The sequence below is a fragment of the Yersinia sp. 2540 StPb PI genome, from assembly GCF_052217165.1.
GTDB lineage: Bacteria > Pseudomonadota > Gammaproteobacteria > Enterobacterales > Enterobacteriaceae > Yersinia > Yersinia enterocolitica_E.
Map to the genome: position 1 here is coordinate 398,060 of NZ_JAZGQC010000001.1, position 18,483 is coordinate 416,542.

The following is an 18,483-nucleotide window of genomic DNA, read 5'->3' on the forward strand; positions in this document are numbered from 1 at the left end:
CAGCTACCCTACCACCGCCGGGAATATTGGCAGTAAAAGATAAAGCTTAATCACGATCGCATTAGCGATATCAATAAAGAATGCACCTACCATTGGCACCACTAAGAACGCCAGATGAGATGGGCCAAAACGGTCAGTAATCGCTTGCATATTGGCGATTGCAGTCGGTGTTGCACCCAGACCAAAACCACAGTGCCCCGCCGCCAGTACCGCTGCATCATAGTTTTTTCCCATGATGCGATAAGTGACAAAGATAGCGTACAACGCCATCGCCAGTGCCTGAACTGACAAAATTACCAGCATCGGTAATGCCAGTGAAGCCAGCTCCCAGAGCTTCAAACTCATCAGTGCCATTGCCAAAAACAGTGACAGACTGACATTGCCCAGCACTGATACCGCACGATCAAAGACTTTATAGAAGCCGATTGCCGACAACGTGTTACTGAGGATAACCCCGACAAACAGCACACAAACAAAGATTGGCAGTTCAAACATCGTGCCCTGCAACCAACCCGCAATCACATTGCCTGCCATCAGGCAGATAGCTATCATGGCGATGGTTTCAACTAACACCAACGAGGTGATCATGCGCCCGGCCGAAGGCTTTTCAAATGCGGAAGGGACTTCGCTGTCCTCCGGCGTACCATCGGGTGTGGAAGATCGCTTCACCAGGTAGCGGGCTACCGGGCCACCAATCAATCCCCCCAGCACCAAACCAAATGTTGCACAAGCCATAGCAACTTCTGTTGCATTTTCAAAGCCATAGCGTTCAGAAAAGAGTTTACTCCACGCAGCACCAGTACCGTGCCCACCTGATAAGGTAATTGAGCCAGCGAGTAACCCCATCAGCGGGTCTAGCCCCATCAATTTAGCAAGCGCAATACCAATTGCGTTCTGCATGAGCAACAAACCAATGACCACAAACACAAATACGCTCAAGGCTTTGCCACCAGCACGTAAGCTAGCCAGATTGGCATTCAAACCAATAGTTGCAAAAAATGCCAGCATCAAGGGATCTTTGAGCGACATATCAAAACTGATTTCCCAGCCAAGAGTCTTTTGCATCAGCAACATCAAGAAGGCAACCAACAAACCGCCGGCTACCGGTTCAGGAATAGTGTATTTTTTCAGGAATGGGACAGTTTGTACGAGTTTTCGGCCTAATAATAAAACCAAGCAGGCCGCGACTAGCGTGCCATAGGTATCGAGATGAAACATCTTGGTACTCCATGCGATTAAAATATCGATTAAAAATATGACGTTAGACAGTTCCTTAAAAACGCCAAAACAGTTAAGGAAGGGATTAGAAGAAAAAACGCCGCCCATTACAAGTTTAGTAATAGAAAAATGCAGGTGAGCACCGAATAGAATTATTTTTAAAAACGCAGCGCAACCGATTGCTTTTGTGAGCCGGATCATTAAAATGCCCTCTTTGCCGATCCGGGAATGCCACTCCATGTCTACGCAATCCGCCGAGCTTGATACACCACAGCAAGCAGCCACTCGCCCCAGCGAATTGATTTACCGTTTAGAAGACCGCCCCCCACTCGCCCAAACATTGTTCGCTGCTTGCCAGCATTTATTGGCGATGTTTGTCGCAGTGATAACCCCTGGCTTATTGATTTGTCAGGCGCTGGGACTACCAGCGGAAGATACCCAACGCATTATTAGCATGTCGCTGTTTGCCTCCGGCTTGGCATCGTTACTGCAAATTAAAACCTGGGGGCCAGTTGGCTCTGGCCTATTATCGATTCAGGGCACCAGTTTTAACTTTGTTTCGCCATTGATTATGGGTGGCCTGGCGCTAAAAAACGGCGGCGCAGATATCCCAACCATGATGGCGGCACTGTTTGGTACGCTAATGGTGGCGTCCTGCACCGAAATTATACTTTCCCGCTTCCTGCATCTGGCGCGCCGCATTATCACCCCACTGGTATCTGGTATCGTGGTGATGATCATCGGTTTGTCATTGATTCAGGTTGGGCTGACATCAATTGGCGGCGGTTATGGTGCAATGAGTGACCATACCTTTGGCGCACCGAAAAACCTGCTATTAGCGGGTGCCGTATTAGTGGTGATTATTCTACTGAACCGCCAGCGCAACCCGTATTTGCGTGTGGCCTCTTTAGTCATTGCGATGGCCGTGGGTTACTTGCTGGCCTGGTCGTTGGGTATGTTGCCAGAGAGCCGCCCAGTGGTAGATACCGCGCTGATCACTATCCCAACACCACTCTATTATGGCCTCTCCTTTGATTGGAATCTGCTGGTACCACTGATGTTAATCTTCATGGTGACCTCACTGGAGACCATTGGTGATATCACCGCGACCTCGGATGTCTCTGAGCAACCGGTTCATGGCCCGTTGTATATGAAACGCCTGAAAGGTGGTGTGCTGGCGAATGGTTTGAACTCCATGCTGTCGGCGGTGTTCAACACCTTCCCTAACTCCTGCTTCGGCCAGAACAATGGCGTGATCCAGTTGACCGGTGTCGCCAGTCGTTATGTCGGTTTCGTTGTCGCACTGATGCTGATTGTACTGGGCTTGTTCCCGGCGGTTGCAGGTTTCGTGCAACATATTCCTGAACCCGTGCTGGGGGGCGCCACACTGGTGATGTTCGGTACCATTGCCGCTTCCGGCGTGCGTATTGTCTCTCGTGAAACACTCAATCGCCGCGCTATTATGATTATGGCTCTGTCATTGGCAGTTGGTATGGGTGTGGCACAACAGCCATTGATTCTACAATTCGCGCCAGATTGGGTAAAAACACTGCTTTCTTCCGGGATTGCTGCCGGTGGTATTACTGCCATTGTGCTTAACTTACTCTTCCCACAAGAAAAATAATCTTTACATCAACACGTCAATGAAATGGCCGGTCGTAAACGATCCCGGCCATTTTTTTATCGCCGGATAACTGATTGTCTATTGAGCTCATGGACAAATTACGGCATAAACAGGGTTCCGTATCACCGACAGGCGTGGAAAGACCGGATGAAATTTCTCGGGAAAGTGCTGCTAACGTTATTACTACTACTGGTGCTGTCCGTAGTGCTGTGTTACGTATTGCTCCAAACCAGTTGGGCTGCCGGTTGGCTGAGCCGTTGGGTTAGTGATAATAGTGAATATCGCCTCTCTCTGGGTAAAATAGACCACTCATGGTCCCAACCGGGACAAATCAGTTTCAGTGATATCACTCTGGGCCGGGCCAATCAGCCTCCGTTTCTTGTTGCCCAACAAGCGCTGTTTGGCCTGAGTTGGCGGCAACTGACCGAGCCTCGACACCTTCTCAGTCTCAATCTGCAAAATGGTCGTTTAATCCTCAGTAACAGCCCATCACCGCTGCCATTACAGGCTGATACCTTGCAGTTGACTAATATGGCCCTCGATACCACTCTTGAGGCGAAAAACTCAGCTGCTCAGTGGAAGATTGCGGGTCAACAAGTGACTGGCGGTTTGGTGCCTTGGCAGCCACAACCGGGTAATAGCCTTGGCGAAAATGCTCAATTTCAGTTTAGTGCCGGTTCTTTAACTATTAACGGTATTACCGCGCAACAACTTTATCTGCAAGGCTCGATACAGAAAAATGCCCTGACCCTAACCAATTTCGGCGCAGATATCGCGCAGGGTGAATTGACAGGTAACGCCAGCCAAGCGGCTGATGGCAGTTGGCTGGTCGATCGCCTGCGGCTCAGCAATATCCGCCTGCAAACACCAGCATCGATAGATGATGTTTGGAATACATTCTTACAACTCCCGCCGATTACGCTAAAACGCTTTGATTTAATTGATGCGCGAGTAGAAGGGAAAAGCTGGGCATTTAATGACCTGGATTTGACGCTAAAAAATATCACGTTTAAACAAGGTGATTGGCAAACTGAGGATGGCGAACTGTCCTTCAATGCCGGTGATATTATCAAGGGTAATATTCATCTGATTGACCCAATAGCAACATTTGCTTTATCTCCGGCTGGCGTCGCAATTAATCAGTTCTCAACCCGCTGGCAGGATGGTCTATTAAGAACTCAGGGGAATTGGGCGCGCGATACTCATCGCCTGCAATTGGATGAACTGACACTGGTCGCGCTGGTTTACACTCTGCCTGCCGATTGGAAGCAACAATGGCAACAAACATTGCCAAGCTGGCTATCCGAGGTGTACGTCGGCAAGCTTAGTGCTAATCGTAACTTGTTGATTGATATCAGCCCTGACTTCCCCTTCCAGATTACATCGCTGGACGCCGCAGGCACTAACTTACTGTTGGCAAAAAACCATCAGTGGGGTGTATGGTCTGGCTCATTAATGTTGAATGCAGGTAATGCGACGTTTAATAAAAATGATATTCGCCGTCCGTCACTGGCCCTTAATGCCAATGAACAACAGATTACATTTAGTGAGTTAAGCGCATTCACCAAAGAGGGCTTACTGGAGTCCACCGCCAGTATTGACCAAACGCCTGCCCGTGCCTTATCACTGGCGCTGACCGGCCGTTCTGTCAATCTGGATATCTTACAAAACTGGGGCTGGCCAGCATTACCGTTACAAGGCCTGGGCAACCTAAAATTACAGATAAAAGGAAGTCTGGCTGCCGATACACCATTGAAACCTACTGTTAGCGGCTCTCTACAAGCTACTGACAGCAATGGGCAACAAGTCAATCAAACTATGCAGCATGGTGAAGTGCATAGCGTAGCGGGGCAATAAGGGCGTTTTACACTGCCCTACCAGATTGCTGCTGGGCGACAACGCCGATTACATGATATTTTTCATGTAATCGGCACAGAAATTTGTCCTACATAAGAGGGAACGAACCCGAGTATTCAAAGAAACTCTGCGGCACATAATTATTAATCTTATTTTCATAACAATATTCTATAACTTGCCGTTTACTGGTTACACCGACTTTTCTATAGATGCTTTGGATTATATTGCACACTGACCGGGTTGATAAATGTATTTTTTTAGCAATCTCTTTACTTGAGAAAGCATGTAAAATATAAAACAATACCTCCCATTCTCTTTTAGTAAAAAGATCTGATGGCGGGGTGAATACAAGTGAGGTGGGGACTTTTATTTTATTTAGGCGAGTTAACATTATATCAGTTACAGGCCTGGCATGTAAGATAACCCCCCGTGACACTCCAACTTCATCTATTAATGGAAATTTATCAAAGAAATAAGGTGTAAAATAAGAAAGCCCATCAAGCAAATGTATTTCAACCGATGTTGCACGATCTTGCAATAATTCAACCCTACGATCTTGCCTCTGAAAATCATCCTGAAACTCTGCTGTTGGCGAAGGAATCTCACCATCTAGCCGCCCCTCCATACTATATTTATTAGGTAAGGCTAATAATTTATGATATCTCATATTGGCATAAATAAATTTCGATTGATTATCTTTAACTCCCCAAGGCTCTGAACTGTGTTCCCAAAATCGTATTAATACCTCAAGCGAGTTTAGTAGTTTTTTATCCATTACCATATTCTCCTTAAGTTTAACTCCTTCTCACTCTACATAAGTGGAAAAGAACCCGAGTATTCAAAGAAACTCTGCGGCACATAATTATTAATCTTATTTTCATAACAATACTCTATAACCTGCCGTTTACTGGTTACACCGGATTTTCTATAGATGCTTTGGATTATATTGCACACTGACCTGGTTGATAAATGGATTTTTTTAGCAATCTCTTTACTTGAGAAAGCATGTAAAATATAAAACAATACCTCCCATTCTCTTTTGGTGAATAATGCAGATGGAGGTGTAAAGATAAGTGATGTAGGAACTTTTATCTTATTTAAACGAGTTAAAATGATGTCTTGTACTGGTCGAACATGAAAAATAACACCTTGCGATATCCCACTTTTATCTATTAACGGATATTTGTCACAGAAATTAGGCTTAAAATAGGAAAGGCCATCCCATTCATGTATTTCAACCGCTGTTATACGATCCTGCAATAGCTCTACCTTACGGTCATGCTCTTGAAACTCAGCCTCAAAATCTGATATTGGTGTGGGAAGTTCGCCATCAGACCTCCCCTCTACACAGTATTTATCAGGTAAAGCTAATAATTTATTGAATCTATTATTTGCATAAACAAATCTTGATTGATTATCTTTAATCCCCCAAGGTTCTGAACTGTGCTCCCAAAACCGTATTAATACCTCTAGTGATTTCTTCAGATTTTCTTCCATCTCAACCTCCCTATTATATTTAGTTTGTCCTTACCCTGCGAGTGGAAAAGAACCCGAGTATTCAAAGAAACTCTGCGGGACATAATTATTTATCTTCTGCTCATAACAATACTCTATAACCTGCCGTTTACTGGCTACACCGGTTTTCCGATAGATATTTTGGGTTATATTGCACACTGACCGGGTTGATAAATGGATTTTTTTAGCAATCTCTTTACTTGAGAAAGCATGTAAAATATAAAACAATACCTCCCATTCTCTTTTGGTGAATAATGCAGATGGAGGTGTAAAGATAAGTGATGTAGGAACTTTTATCTTATTTAAACGAGTTAAAATGATGTCTTGTACTGGTCTGGCATGACAAATAACCCCCCTGGATACACCGTTTTCATCTATTAATGGATATTTGTCACTAAAATAAGGTGTGAAATATGAGCACCCATCATATAGCTGAATATCGACTGATGCTACACGGTCCTGTGATAATTCCACCTGACGATCCTGCTGTTGAAATTCAACCTGAAAATCTGCTGATGGTGTAGGAATCTCACCATCTAACCGACCTTCAAGGCTGTATTTTTCAGGTAAATTAAATAATTTATAAACTCTCCTATTTGCATAAATAAATCTTGATTGATCATCTTTTACCGCCCAAGGTTCTGAACTATGCTCCCAAAACCGTATTAATACCTCAAGTGATTTCTTCATATTTTCTTCCATCTCAACCTCCCTATTATATTTAGTTTGTCCTTACCCTGCGAGTGGAAAAGAACCCGAATATTCAAAGAAACTCTGCGGCACATAATTATTAATCTTATTTTCATAACAATACTCTATAACCTGCCGTTTACTGGCTACACCGGTTTTCCGATAGATATTTTGGGTTATATTGCACACTGACCGGGTTGATAAATGGATCTTTTTAGCAATTTCTTTACTTGAGAAATCATGTAAGATATAAAACAATACCTCCCATTCTATTTTGGTGAATAATTCAGATGGAGGTGTAAAGATAAGTGATGTAGGAACTTTTATCTTATTTAAACGAGTTAAAATGATGTCTTGCACTGGTCGAACATGACAAATAACACCTTGAGACACACCATTTTCATCTATTAATGGATATTTATCACATAAATAAGGCTGAAGGTGAGAACGCCCATCCCATACATGTACTTCAACTGTTGTTATGCGGTCTTGTAATGATTCCACCCTTCGGTCATGCTCTTGCCACTCATCCTGAAATTCCGCCATTGGTGTAGGCATTTCTCCATCTAATCGCCCTTCCAGACTATACTTATCCGGCAAACCTAATAATTTATGATTTCTAGGATTTGAATAGACGAATCTTGATTGATTATCTCTTACTACCCAAGGTTCAGAACTGTGCTCCCAAAATCGTATTAGTACTTCAAGCGAGTTTAGTAGTGTCTTATCCATCATTACTTTCTCCTTAAATTTACATTCTCTTTCCCCGCGAGTGGGAAAGAGCCTGAGTATTCAAAGAAACTTTGTGGCACATAATTATTTATCTTCTGCTCATAACAATATTCTATAACCTGTTTTTTACTGGTCACACCCGCCTTTCTATAGATATTTTGAATTATATTGCAGACTGACCTGGTTGATAAATGGATTTTTTTAGCAATCTCGGGGCTTGAAAAAGCATGTAAAATATAAAATAACACCTCCCACTCTCTTTTGGTAAATGACCCTGATGGGGGAGTAAAGATAAGTGAGGTGGGAACTTTTATTTTATTTAAATGCGTTAATATTATATCTTCTACTGGTCTTGCATGAAAAATAAGCCCTTGTGAAATGCCGAGTTCATCTATTAATGGGTACTTATCACAAAAGTAAGGTTGAAAATAGGAACGTCGCTCAAATGCATGTATTTCAATCGTTGTCGCTCGTTCTTTCGATAATATCGCCTGACGATCATGTTCCTGAAATTCAGTCTGAAACTCTGCCGTTGGTGCTGGAAGCTCACCATCCAATTGCCCTTCCACACTAAATTTATCAGGTAACCCTAATAATTTACCAAACCTATTATTTGCATAAATAAATACTGACTTGTTATCTTTCACCCCCCAAGCTTCCGAACTATTTTCCCAAAATGGTATTAACATTTTAAGCGAGTTTAGTAGTGTCTTATCCATTTAAACCACCCTCTTAACGTTAGTTTTGCCTTACTCTTCGAATAATCATCCGCCCTCGATAATCGATGAACCTACTGGGCCATATCTCTCGAGGGGAAACACCGATAGCGTCTGCAATAATTACTTCTCCCTTGGGCCACGGGCGTGTTAGCGCGTTAGCTAATGTACTTGGCGAAAGCCCACTCTCTCTTGATAATGCTGCTAGTGAGCCTTTCGCTTTCCGTATTGCAGCTAAAATATCTTGTCTATGCCAATCTCTATCCATTTTAATTCACTCCCATTAAAAAATTTATGATAAATTCCTTAATTAAATAACTCAGACTAGTTTAGATTTATCTATAGTTAGTTATTTAATAAAATAATATTAAGGGTTAATTTACATTTATAAATAGCAAACAGCAGATGTTAATTTATTAAATAACGATTACGCTGTATGATCCAGTGCATTAGTTACTCTTTTTTTAAAAAAACTAAATAAAACAACCCTGCATTATTTAGCTAAACATAGATTATAGATAATTTAACGATGATAAATTAAAGAAAAAGTTAAGAAAGGAGGTTTATAAAACTACACTAAAAAATATTGAAGTAAACCGATAAACAACTCGATAGCACCGTTTATCGGTTTACTATTTCAAATTACTCATTAATTAACTAATAACTAGCCATAAACCAACAAATTCATAGCCACTGAGTTGTTCAAAGAGTTCAGCTGTTGGATTACCCCAATCATTATCACGAACTCCGGTGGCGGGATCGTAATAAAGTCCGTCGGAACCACGGGCTAACATGTGAAGAGCTTGCGGGCCGGAAGCCACACAAATCAATTGTACTTGCCCATGAGCCGGCTCTACATAAACAGCATCCGTATGTACATTTGGCTCCCCTACCACCGCCACACAGGCAGCTTGCTCAGCTGGATACAGCGCCCCCAAGGCATATAAGCCAGCAGCGGTGATATTCACCGATACCACCCGTGCGAAATCTATCGCCACAGCCGCCATTGCCGCAGGTGAGTTATATCCGCCACCCGCAACGTTTGCCCCACCATCGGGGTTAAGTATCCCAGTCAGACCATAGATCTTATCCTTAGCGTTAATAAAATCATCGTCTTGTTGAATGACATTATTATTTTCTCCATAAGTGATAATGGTACTTTCCGGCCACAGTGCAAATGCAGCCAATGTGGCAGTTAATGCATAAGCACCACACTCATTACTGAGTGGTGGCTGAGTCAGTTGACTAACAGGATTCGGAAATTGGCCCAATAATAGATTTAGCGAAATACTGGTTGTTAGATTAGGCATATAGCCTCCTCATAGAAATAATAAATAGGGGAGTACAGGTACGGCACTGTTGATCAGGCAGGCCGTACACGCGTGTTTTTATCAAGCAGCGCTAACCGTCCAGGTGCCCTGAGGGTTATAAATAACATTGAATGCGGTCACACCTTGGGTGGTATCACATATCGCGGACCCAACCGAAGACGTAGAGAAGTTAATAACCGTCCCCGCCTGATAGGTACCCGTTTGGACATAAAAACTCAGCACTGGCTGACAATCGATATTTTTGCTTGGTTCTGCATTGATGAAACTCGACAGTACGCTACTGCCACTGGCACTTTGCACCGCCAACCCCGCGTTAAATACATCTGTGACGGGGTTAAATGCAGGAGTGACAATACGATAAGCACCAGGTTGCACCCCTTCGGTATAAGTCGCAGGAGACAGACCAAGAGAAGGGTCAACCGACATTACCGTGGTGTTTGCTGTTTGTACTCCAGCGGTAATAGAGGTCAAATCGACAGGCTGGCTTGAGGTGATATATCCTGAATCTTGCCCAACCAACAAGCTTGGTAGTTGAGATTGTGCTCCAGCATAAAATTGCATTAAGCATTCAAAGGTCAGTACAGAACCCGAGCTGGCAAAAGGTGATAACACTTCCTGATAAATACTGTTGGAGTAAACTTTAGCGCCACCGGTATAAATCGCCGGTTTTTGGAAGAAAAAGAAATCCTGCGCTGTCGGGCTGTTATTGATTACGTTAATTGTATATAGAGTACTCATAGTGTGTTCCTTATAAATAAGAGGGAGACATCATTAGGTAGTACATCCGATATTCGCTCTACCCACAGTACAAATTGCAACCTGTGTGCCAACTAGATAATCAATTGATTTTTAATAATTAATTAAATTCTAAGGGGTTTAAAAACACCTGGAATGGACGATACTGTCCAAGTGAGAGAGGGTGATTGGTCGAAAACGTCCATGCCCCAGAATGCCGCTTCACTCCGGCTTATCCAGTTCAGCCAGCAACTGAATTGCCCGGCTGACAAAAGGTGGAACATGGTGAGTGTCGATGCTTTTCAGAATGGAAGACAGCAAGGCAACCGCTTCAGCTTTTCGTAGCGATTGCCCTAATAAACGAGCCAGTTCACTGGTAGCAATAATTTGTGCGGGAATAATACCCAATGTTTGCGCACTCGCGATGGCGCAGCGAAAGCCTTGTTCAGCGCCAACAATGTCATTTAATGCCAGTCTGGCACGGGCTTTGACGACCATCAACTCACTAAGATAGGCGCGTTCTTGATACTTAAATGCCAAGTCCAATGCCTGTGACATCAGCACATCACATTGTTGCGGCTCACCTGATTGCAGCAATAACTCGCCACGTTTCCATGCCTGGAAGGAGTGAAAAAGCTTTCCTCCCTGGCACAACAGATGGCTATCATAACCCTCAATCATATGCTGTTCAGCCTGAACATAGTCATGCTGCATGAGCAAATAACACCCCTTCAGTACCTTCCCTAACCCCTGATAAAAAGTAAATCCATATTGCTGCGCCTGCACTGCTAATTCGTGGGTCAAGCGACCTAAACTGTCACGGTCTTCGAACAAGCAAGCAAGCCACGCCGCGCCCCGTAAGGAGATAACCCGATGAAAAGCAATAATGTCTTCACCCATAGCACGTGAGGCCAGTTTTTGGGCTACCTCTCTGGATTTTTTAAATTCACCGAGTTGAAATAAAGCCAGCCCTTTCAGGGTCAGCGCCATGCCAATCAAATCCAATCCTTGTTGATCGGCATACTCGCAAGGGGTAGTCAGTAACTTACTGCGAGCTAAACATGTTAAGACTTCTTGATTATCCCCCAACCAAAATAGGGTACTGGCAAGAGCGATATGTGCTTCACTCCATATTGACGCGGTTTTTTCAGTCAGGCCCCATTGCAGTAATTCCTGAGCCAGAGTGCGGACATGCGGTAAATCAAGGGTCACCAACTGGGCCGACCAACGCCAAAAGAGTAATCCTGCCAGCTCAGACTCATCACCTGCTTTTTTACCTAGCGCGATGGCATCATTATGATATTTAAGCGCATCATGGCTTAACCAACCATAAAGTATTTGATAGCTGATACTGAGTTGGCGATAGAGCTTGTAATGAAGCTGTCGAACCTCTTCATCCAAGGTGATTCCCAGCAGTAGTTGTAACCCTTTCTGTAAATCAACGATGGCTTCATGGTAGGCGGAGCAATTCATTAACCGCATACCTTCCTGCAAGTGTTGTAATGCTATTGGCCGTTTATCCATCCGGCCATGAATTCGCCGTTCCACTGACTTACGACTAATCCCTAATAGTTGTGCCGCTGCGGTTTTATTACCGGTAGTACGCTGCAACGCTCGGTCTATCAATAACTGCTCCACCGCAACGAGCTTATCAGCCCCCGGCAATGCCAGCATGGCATCAGCAAGCAGGTCAGATGACACTTTCACTTCGAGTTGTGAGGTTGGCATAAAGGTATCCAACACCTCACGCGTAATTAAATGGCTATCAGATAATGCCGCAAGCCTGTCGACCAGATTGCGCAATTCCCGCACATTACCCGGCCAGGGATACTGCTGTAAGTAAGACATAGCATGAGAATTGAAAACTAACGGGTGAGTTTGTAACCCTGAGAAATAGTCAATTAATGCGGGGATATCCTCCCTTCGCTGGCTGAGAGCAGGAATATCCAGAGTAATGACACCTAAGCGGTAATAGAGGTCTTCCCTAAAAACACCACTTTTTACCTGAGCAAGTAAATTTCGGTGAGTGGCAGCGACCACTCGCCCATTAAAGTGGCGAATATCGCTGCTGCCGATAGGCCGGAAAGTACGGGTTTCCAATGCACGCAATAGCTTAGGCTGCACTGACAGAGGCATTTCACCTATCTCATCTAAAAATAGCGTGCCATTACCGACCATTTCCAGATGACCACGCCGATCACCAGAGGCACCCGTAAACGCACCTTTAACATGACCAAATAGCTCAGCTTCAACCAAATGCTCAGGGATTGCGCCACAGTTGAGATCAATAAATGGAGCTGAAGGATTTTTGCTACGTTGGTGTATCAGTTGGGCAATAACTTCTTTTCCACACCCAGTAGGGCCACAAATCAGTAAAGTTTGTTGTGATGGCGCAACCCGGTCAACTAAACGTAAAAGTTGCTTAAATGCTGCGGATGAACCAATAACATTAATTGATGTTTTCTCATTACATACCATCATAACTCCCTCCTTGACACCAAGGATGGGGAATCAAAATCGAACCATCTGGAGGTGATTGCTGTGATTCAAAAAGAAATAAGACAAGTATCTATGCATGATTTTATTTAATTATATCAATCATATTTAGTATATTGGTCAGTGGGTAACACTGAGAAAATTACTTTTTGATTCGCCTCCAAAAAATGATCAATCAGAAACATGAATATATAACTGTAAGTTATCTATTGAATATTGCACATACCACAGCAAAGAATTCGATAAATTAGTGCGAGGGGTCACAGGAAAAGAATGTATAGATAGAAAGCGGGAGGATAAAAGAAAGTTATAAATGTACACCCGCTCATCTGTTATCAGTAAAGCGGGCATAGCGGAGGGCGTGAATTAACTCACGGCATCCTCTCCAGCAGCAACTGGCAACACCATGTAAGTTCCTGAGAAAACAGCACCAGCATCTTCATCACCAAATAGATTCACGTCTAACTGCACTCTGGCACGACGGCCACGGGCCAATCTATCCAGATCACCACTCAGGGAACTTAGCTCAGCCACAGCCCGGGGCCGACCAGTAACCGGCGCACTGTAACGAATGTGGGCATCAGCGAGAATAATCGTGCCGCCCAAATGGCGCTCACGCAATAATAGCCAAATCAAGCCCCAGCCCGTCAGGGTCGCCAACGAAAAAAGGCTGCCAGCAAATAAGGTATGGTGAGGATTTTGATTACCCGCCTCTGGCATGGTAGTGACGAAACGCTGGCCGGTATATTGGCTGATGCGCACCCCCATTTTTTCACTAAGCGGAATATGGTCGTACCAGGCTTGCTGCAACTGACCGCACCAATCAGGGCGATGCAGAATATCGTCCATGGTCACAACCGGTTTTATCATTAAAAAGTGGCGCACAGGTGTGGTTTGCGGGGCGGTTATTTCCCCCTGACTGACAAAGCCCAGCTTGGCGAAGAAATCTACCGCATCTTCACGCGCGCTACACACAACTCGCTTCACCCCTTCCTGCCGCGCAACTGACTCTAAGGTCATTGCCACCAGCGTTCCCAAACCTTTGGCGCGCACTGATGGGTCAACGGCCAAAAAACGAATCGCAGCCTCATTATCTGCATTGATATATAACCGCCCAATAGCGACAGGTTTACCCTGCTCATCCACCACCATTTGATGATGGGCCATCGCATCATAAGCATCTTTCTCTGAGCCAACCGGTTGGTGCAACGGCTTGCGTAACATTTCCCAGCGGAATTGATAATAATCTTTGAGTTCTTGTTCTGTTATGGGCACACGCAAGTGATACATAGAAGCATTCTCTTTTTAAAATTATCAATAAAATAACCCTCAGTTTTGGGCACTATTCTGCCTCTAGACCTGTAACCAGAAAGTTACTGGGCCATCGTTTACCAAACTGACTTTCATATCTGCGGCAAATAATCCCGTTTCCGTTTTTACACCACGCTCACGACACTGGGCAACAAAATACTGATAAAGCCGATCAGCTTCTGCCGGAACTGCACCACGGGAAAAGCTTGGTCTCATGCCTTTTTGCGTATCTGCCACTAGTGTAAATTGCGAGACGACTAGCACACTGCCACCAGCTTGCAGGACGTTGAGATTCATTTTGTCGTTCTCATCGCCAAAAATCCGGTACCCCAAAACCTTTTCACATAGACGCTGTGCTTTTTGCTCGGTGTCCTCTTGTTCGACCCCCAGCAATATCAATAATCCAGGCCCAATCTCACCAACAACATTCCCATCTACGACAACACTGGCGCTAAGCGCCCGTTGAATCAACGCAATCATAATGCCTTACATCTCCTGACTCTGGTTTTCCTCAATGACCACTTTAGACCGCTGTGCTCGATACTCACCCAAGGTCACGGTGATTTCTGCCCCCAGTAACACGATGCACCAACTCCAGTAAACCCAAAGGAATAAGATGGGGATAACCGCCAGCACCCCGTAAATCAACTGATAAGACGGAAACAGCGTGATATACATCGTGAATCCTTTCTTACCCAATTCGAAGAGCAATGCAGCCACCAGCGCACCAATAAGTGCATCCCGGGCGGGCACCCGTACTGTCGGAACCACACTGTACAATAACCAAAAAGAAACCCAGGAAATCAAGAGCGGAAATAGCCGTAATGTCTCATCAATCATGCTGTCTACCTGGGCATTTGCCAGCCATTGCAATGAAAGCAGGTATGAGCTGATCACCATACTGGCCCCGACGAGAATTGGCCCTAATGTCAGTACCATCCAATAAACGGCAAATGAAAACACCAGTGACCGGTGAACCTTACTGCGCCAAATAATGTTAAGCACACTGTCGACGGAGTAAATCAGCAGCAGTGCTGTCACAATCAAGCCGCAGGTGCCCACCACCGTCATACGATTTGAGTTGGCAACAAACTGCTCAAGGTAGTTTTGGATAATATCGCCAGTGGCAGGCATAAAATTGGCAAATATGAAGGCTTTCAATTTTATGCTGATATCAGCAAACATAGGAAAAGCCGCGAACAGAGCAAAAATCACAGTGACCAATGGCACTAGAGAAAGTAATGACACATACGCCAAATGCCCAGCCAGCATGGTTAACCCATCTTTATCTATTCGGGTGTAAAGCATTCGCCCGAACGTAATGTAGGGTTTTAAAGATGCAGATAAGCGAAAACGCAGAAAACTCGCCATGTTTATCTCTCAGTCAATACCGGTGTTTAGGCTCGGTTATGGGTTAGCGTGATATTTAAGGCTAACCCATTAACGTCTGGAGTAAGAAGTTATCAGGGAAAATAAGCAGGAATAACGTTTCGGTCTATGACATGAATTGCGGTGATACCTACAATTCTGGCTGCAACAACATTTGCTTCAACATCATCAAAGAATACCGCCTGCTCCGCCGGGATGTTTTCCGCACTCAGCACATGCTGATAAATTCTCGCTTCCGGCTTGCGCATGCCCAAATCCTGGGACAGATACATATGGTCAGCGGCGGCAGCCACTTCAGGGTAATGTTGGGGCCAGTAATTACAATGCAGCCGGTTAGTATTGGATAACACCACCACCCGATGCCCTTCCTGACGCAACTTTTGCATAATGGCGATCACTTCCGGGCGCAAAGCGACAAATACCGCCTGCCAGCCTTCGGCAAACTGTTCAAAACTTAGAGATAGCCCCATCTCATCACTGAGCTGGTGAGCAAACTCTTCATCGCTAATTTCACCGCGCTCATGCTGCTGGAAGACCTCGCCCATGGTAAACCGCTCACTCAACGTCGCCAGCGGGACACTGCTTAATTTGCTCCAAACGCCCAATACGCGTTTGAAGTCGATATCGACAATCACATTACCTAGATCAAAGATATACAGCATGGCGCTCTCCCAATTAGATGGTGAGTTTCACTGTAACGGGAAAAGGGAAAACTGAACAGAGAGAGGAAGAAAAAGGAGGGGTCAGTCAGGAAAAATAATATTTTACCGCAGCGGAAAAAAATAAAAAGTATCCCCAAAGGCATTGGAGTTGCAACAAGGCGGCAAGTGAATTCATCCCGATGAGCTTACACAGGTAAGTGATTCGGGTGAGTGAGCGAAGCTAACACAGTTGCAGCTTCAAGGAAGCAGAGGATAGAACTCAGGGCGCTTTTCGCGCCCTAAGTATCAGCAGTACCAAGAAGAATTAACCTTCTTTAGGACCACGACCTGCACGCTTACGATCGTTTTCCGTCAGGTGACGCTTACGGATACGAATTGATTGCGGGGTAACTTCTACCAATTCATCGTCATCGATGAATTCCAGTGCCTGTTCAAGAGTTTTCTTCAAGAAAGGAACCAGAGTGGTTGCTTCGTCAGTACCGGATGCACGCATGTTGGTCAGTTGCTTACCGGTCAGGCAGTTTACAGTCAGGTCGTTAGAACGTGAGTGAATACCGATGATCTGGCCTTCATACACTTCAGTCGCGTGACCAATAAACAGCTTGCCGCGGTCTTGCAGTTTGTACAGTGCGAATGCCACAGCTTTACCCTGACCGTTAGAGATCAGTACGCCGTTTTGACGTTGGCCGATCTCGCCTGGACGCACATCATCGTAGTGACTGAATGTGGAGTACAGCAGACCAGTACCAGAAGTCATAGTCATGAATTCAGTACGGAAGCCAATCAGGCCACGGCTTGGGATCATATAATCCAGACGAATGCGACCTTTGCCGTCTGGAACCATGTCCTTCACGTCACCCTTACGCTCACCCATGGCTTGCATTACTGCGCCCTGGTGCTGTTCTTCGATATCCAGAGTTACGCTTTCAAATGGTTCTTGATTACGGCCGTCGATAACACGGTTGATAACTTTAGGACGAGAAACAGCCAGCTCGAAACCTTCGCGGCGCATGTTTTCGATCAGAACCGACAGGTGAAGTTCACCACGGCCTGATACGCGGAATGCGTCAGCATCTTCAGTTTCTTCAACACGCAGTGCTACGTTATGAATCAGCTCTTTGTTCAAACGGTCAAGGATCTGACGTGAAGTCACGTACTTGCCTTCTTTACCACAGAACGGAGAGGTGTTAACGCAGAAATACATGGTAACAGTTGGTTCATCAACAGACAGTGCTGGCAATGCTTCAACAGCATTCACATCACAGATAGTGTCAGAGATGTTCAACTCGCCCAAACCGGTGATAGCAACGATATCGCCAGCTTCAGCCATAGTTGCTTCGATACGTTCCAGACCCATATGGCCCAGTACTTTAGCGATTTTACCGTTGCGGGTCTTACCTTCGCTATCGATAACAGTAACTTGCTGGTTAGGCTTAACAACACCACGTTTGATACGGCCGATGCCGATAACACCTACGTAGTTGTTGTAGTCCAACTGGGAGATTTGCATCTGCAATGGACCGGTGCTGTCTACGTCTGGTGCAGGCACATGGTCGATGATTGCCTGATACAGCGGAGTCATGTCTGCCGACATATCATTGTGGTCTTCGCCCGCAATACCCATCAATGCTGATGCGTAAATGATAGGGAAGTCCAGTTGTTCGTCAGTGGCATCCAGGTTTACGAACAGGTCGAACACCTGATCGACAACCCAATCAGGACGCGCGCCAGGACGGTCAACTTTGTTGATAACCACGATTGGTTTCAGACCATGAGCAAAGGCTTTTTTGGTCACGAAACGGGTCTGCGGCATCGGGCCATCCATTGCGTCGACGACCAGCAGCACAGAGTCAACCATAGACATTACACGCTCAACCTCACCACCGAAATCGGCGTGTCCTGGGGTATCCACGATGTTGATGCGGTAGTCTTTCCAGTTAATGGCGGTATTTTTCGCGAGGATGGTTATCCCACGCTCTTTCTCCAAATCGTTGGAGTCCATTACACGTTCAGTTGCTTCAGCACGTTCACCGAACGTACCAGATTGTTGTAGCAACTTATCAACCAGGGTAGTTTTCCCATGGTCAACGTGCGCAATAATGGCGATGTTACGCAGATTCTCGATCACAGCTTTTTTGCCTCAGGCATTTAGAAATAGCGCGCTATTGTACACGTATTAAGCGAGGGACTAAACAAGATCACAAACT

17 protein-coding genes are annotated in these 18,483 nt (G+C 45.1%); 2 read left to right on the plus strand and 15 right to left on the minus strand.

The window, feature by feature from the left end; genetic code table 11:
* Positions 1–3: 3 nt before the first annotated feature.
* Positions 4–1,218, minus strand: coding sequence for a sodium/glutamate symporter (gene gltS, locus V1956_RS01825; RefSeq protein ID WP_083163981.1), 1,215 nt, complete (start codon positions 1,216–1,218; stop codon positions 4–6).
* 238 nt (positions 1,219–1,456) lie between these two features.
* Between gltS and V1956_RS01830 the strand changes: the two genes are divergently transcribed.
* Entirely contained in the window at positions 1,457–2,842 is a 1,386-nt protein-coding gene (locus tag V1956_RS01830; RefSeq protein WP_083161655.1) for a uracil-xanthine permease family protein, read from the plus strand.
* 147 nt (positions 2,843–2,989) lie between these two features.
* Entirely contained in the window at positions 2,990–4,699 is a 1,710-nt protein-coding gene (locus V1956_RS01835) for an AsmA family protein (RefSeq protein WP_420071927.1), read from the plus strand.
* Between the two features lie 88 nt (positions 4,700–4,787).
* On the opposite strand, the gene V1956_RS01840 is transcribed toward V1956_RS01835, so the two are convergent.
* The 14 genes from V1956_RS01840 to typA all read right to left on the minus strand — a co-directional run bounded on the left by V1956_RS01840 (position 4,788) and on the right by typA (position 18,404).
* Entirely contained in the window at positions 4,788–5,474 is a 687-nt protein-coding gene (locus V1956_RS01840) for a helix-turn-helix transcriptional regulator (protein ID WP_442824755.1), read from the minus strand.
* A 35-nt stretch (positions 5,475–5,509) separates the two neighbouring features.
* Positions 5,510–6,196 carry a helix-turn-helix transcriptional regulator gene (locus V1956_RS01845; RefSeq protein WP_442824756.1) on the minus strand — a complete coding sequence of 229 codons (687 nt, stop codon included), beginning with the start codon at positions 6,194–6,196 and terminating at the stop codon, positions 5,510–5,512.
* 30 nt (positions 6,197–6,226) lie between these two features.
* Positions 6,227–6,916: a helix-turn-helix transcriptional regulator gene (locus tag V1956_RS01850; protein WP_442824757.1), complete on the minus strand. Its 690-nt coding sequence runs from the start codon at positions 6,914–6,916 to the stop codon at positions 6,227–6,229.
* 30 nt (positions 6,917–6,946) lie between these two features.
* Positions 6,947–7,636, minus strand: coding sequence for a helix-turn-helix transcriptional regulator (locus tag V1956_RS01855; RefSeq protein WP_442825773.1), 690 nt, complete (start codon positions 7,634–7,636; stop codon positions 6,947–6,949).
* Between the two features lie 2 nt (positions 7,637–7,638).
* Entirely contained in the window at positions 7,639–8,355 is a 717-nt protein-coding gene (locus V1956_RS01860; protein ID WP_442824758.1) for a helix-turn-helix transcriptional regulator, read from the minus strand.
* A gap of 19 nt (positions 8,356–8,374) precedes the next feature.
* Complete coding sequence (locus V1956_RS01865) at positions 8,375–8,620, minus strand: helix-turn-helix domain-containing protein (RefSeq protein WP_083161647.1); 246 nt, start codon at positions 8,618–8,620, stop codon at positions 8,375–8,377.
* A gap of 385 nt (positions 8,621–9,005) precedes the next feature.
* On the minus strand, positions 9,006–9,662 hold the full coding sequence (locus V1956_RS01870; protein ID WP_083161645.1) for a hypothetical protein: 657 nt from the start codon (positions 9,660–9,662) through the stop codon (positions 9,006–9,008).
* 81 nt (positions 9,663–9,743) lie between these two features.
* On the minus strand, positions 9,744–10,421 hold the full coding sequence (locus V1956_RS01875; protein ID WP_372560158.1) for a hypothetical protein: 678 nt from the start codon (positions 10,419–10,421) through the stop codon (positions 9,744–9,746).
* A 219-nt stretch (positions 10,422–10,640) separates the two neighbouring features.
* A complete protein-coding gene (locus tag V1956_RS01880) occupies positions 10,641–12,899 on the minus strand; it encodes a sigma-54 interaction domain-containing protein (RefSeq protein ID WP_372560159.1) in 2,259 nt (752 codons plus the stop codon).
* 381 nt (positions 12,900–13,280) lie between these two features.
* On the minus strand, positions 13,281–14,204 hold the full coding sequence (gene fabY, locus V1956_RS01885; protein WP_083161639.1) for a fatty acid biosynthesis protein FabY: 924 nt from the start codon (positions 14,202–14,204) through the stop codon (positions 13,281–13,283).
* Between the two features lie 63 nt (positions 14,205–14,267).
* Positions 14,268–14,705, minus strand: coding sequence for a D-aminoacyl-tRNA deacylase (dtd, locus tag V1956_RS01890; RefSeq protein ID WP_372560160.1), 438 nt, complete (start codon positions 14,703–14,705; stop codon positions 14,268–14,270).
* Between the two features lie 6 nt (positions 14,706–14,711).
* On the minus strand, positions 14,712–15,596 hold the full coding sequence (locus V1956_RS01895; protein WP_083161635.1) for a virulence factor BrkB family protein: 885 nt from the start codon (positions 15,594–15,596) through the stop codon (positions 14,712–14,714).
* Positions 15,597–15,688: 92 nt separating this feature from the next.
* Positions 15,689–16,276 carry a glucose-1-phosphatase gene (gene yihX, locus V1956_RS01900; RefSeq protein ID WP_442824759.1) on the minus strand — a complete coding sequence of 196 codons (588 nt, stop codon included), beginning with the start codon at positions 16,274–16,276 and terminating at the stop codon, positions 15,689–15,691.
* Positions 16,277–16,580: 304 nt separating this feature from the next.
* A complete protein-coding gene (gene typA, locus V1956_RS01905) occupies positions 16,581–18,404 on the minus strand; it encodes a ribosome-dependent GTPase TypA (RefSeq protein WP_042568870.1) in 1,824 nt (607 codons plus the stop codon).
* Positions 18,405–18,483 lie beyond the last annotated feature (79 nt).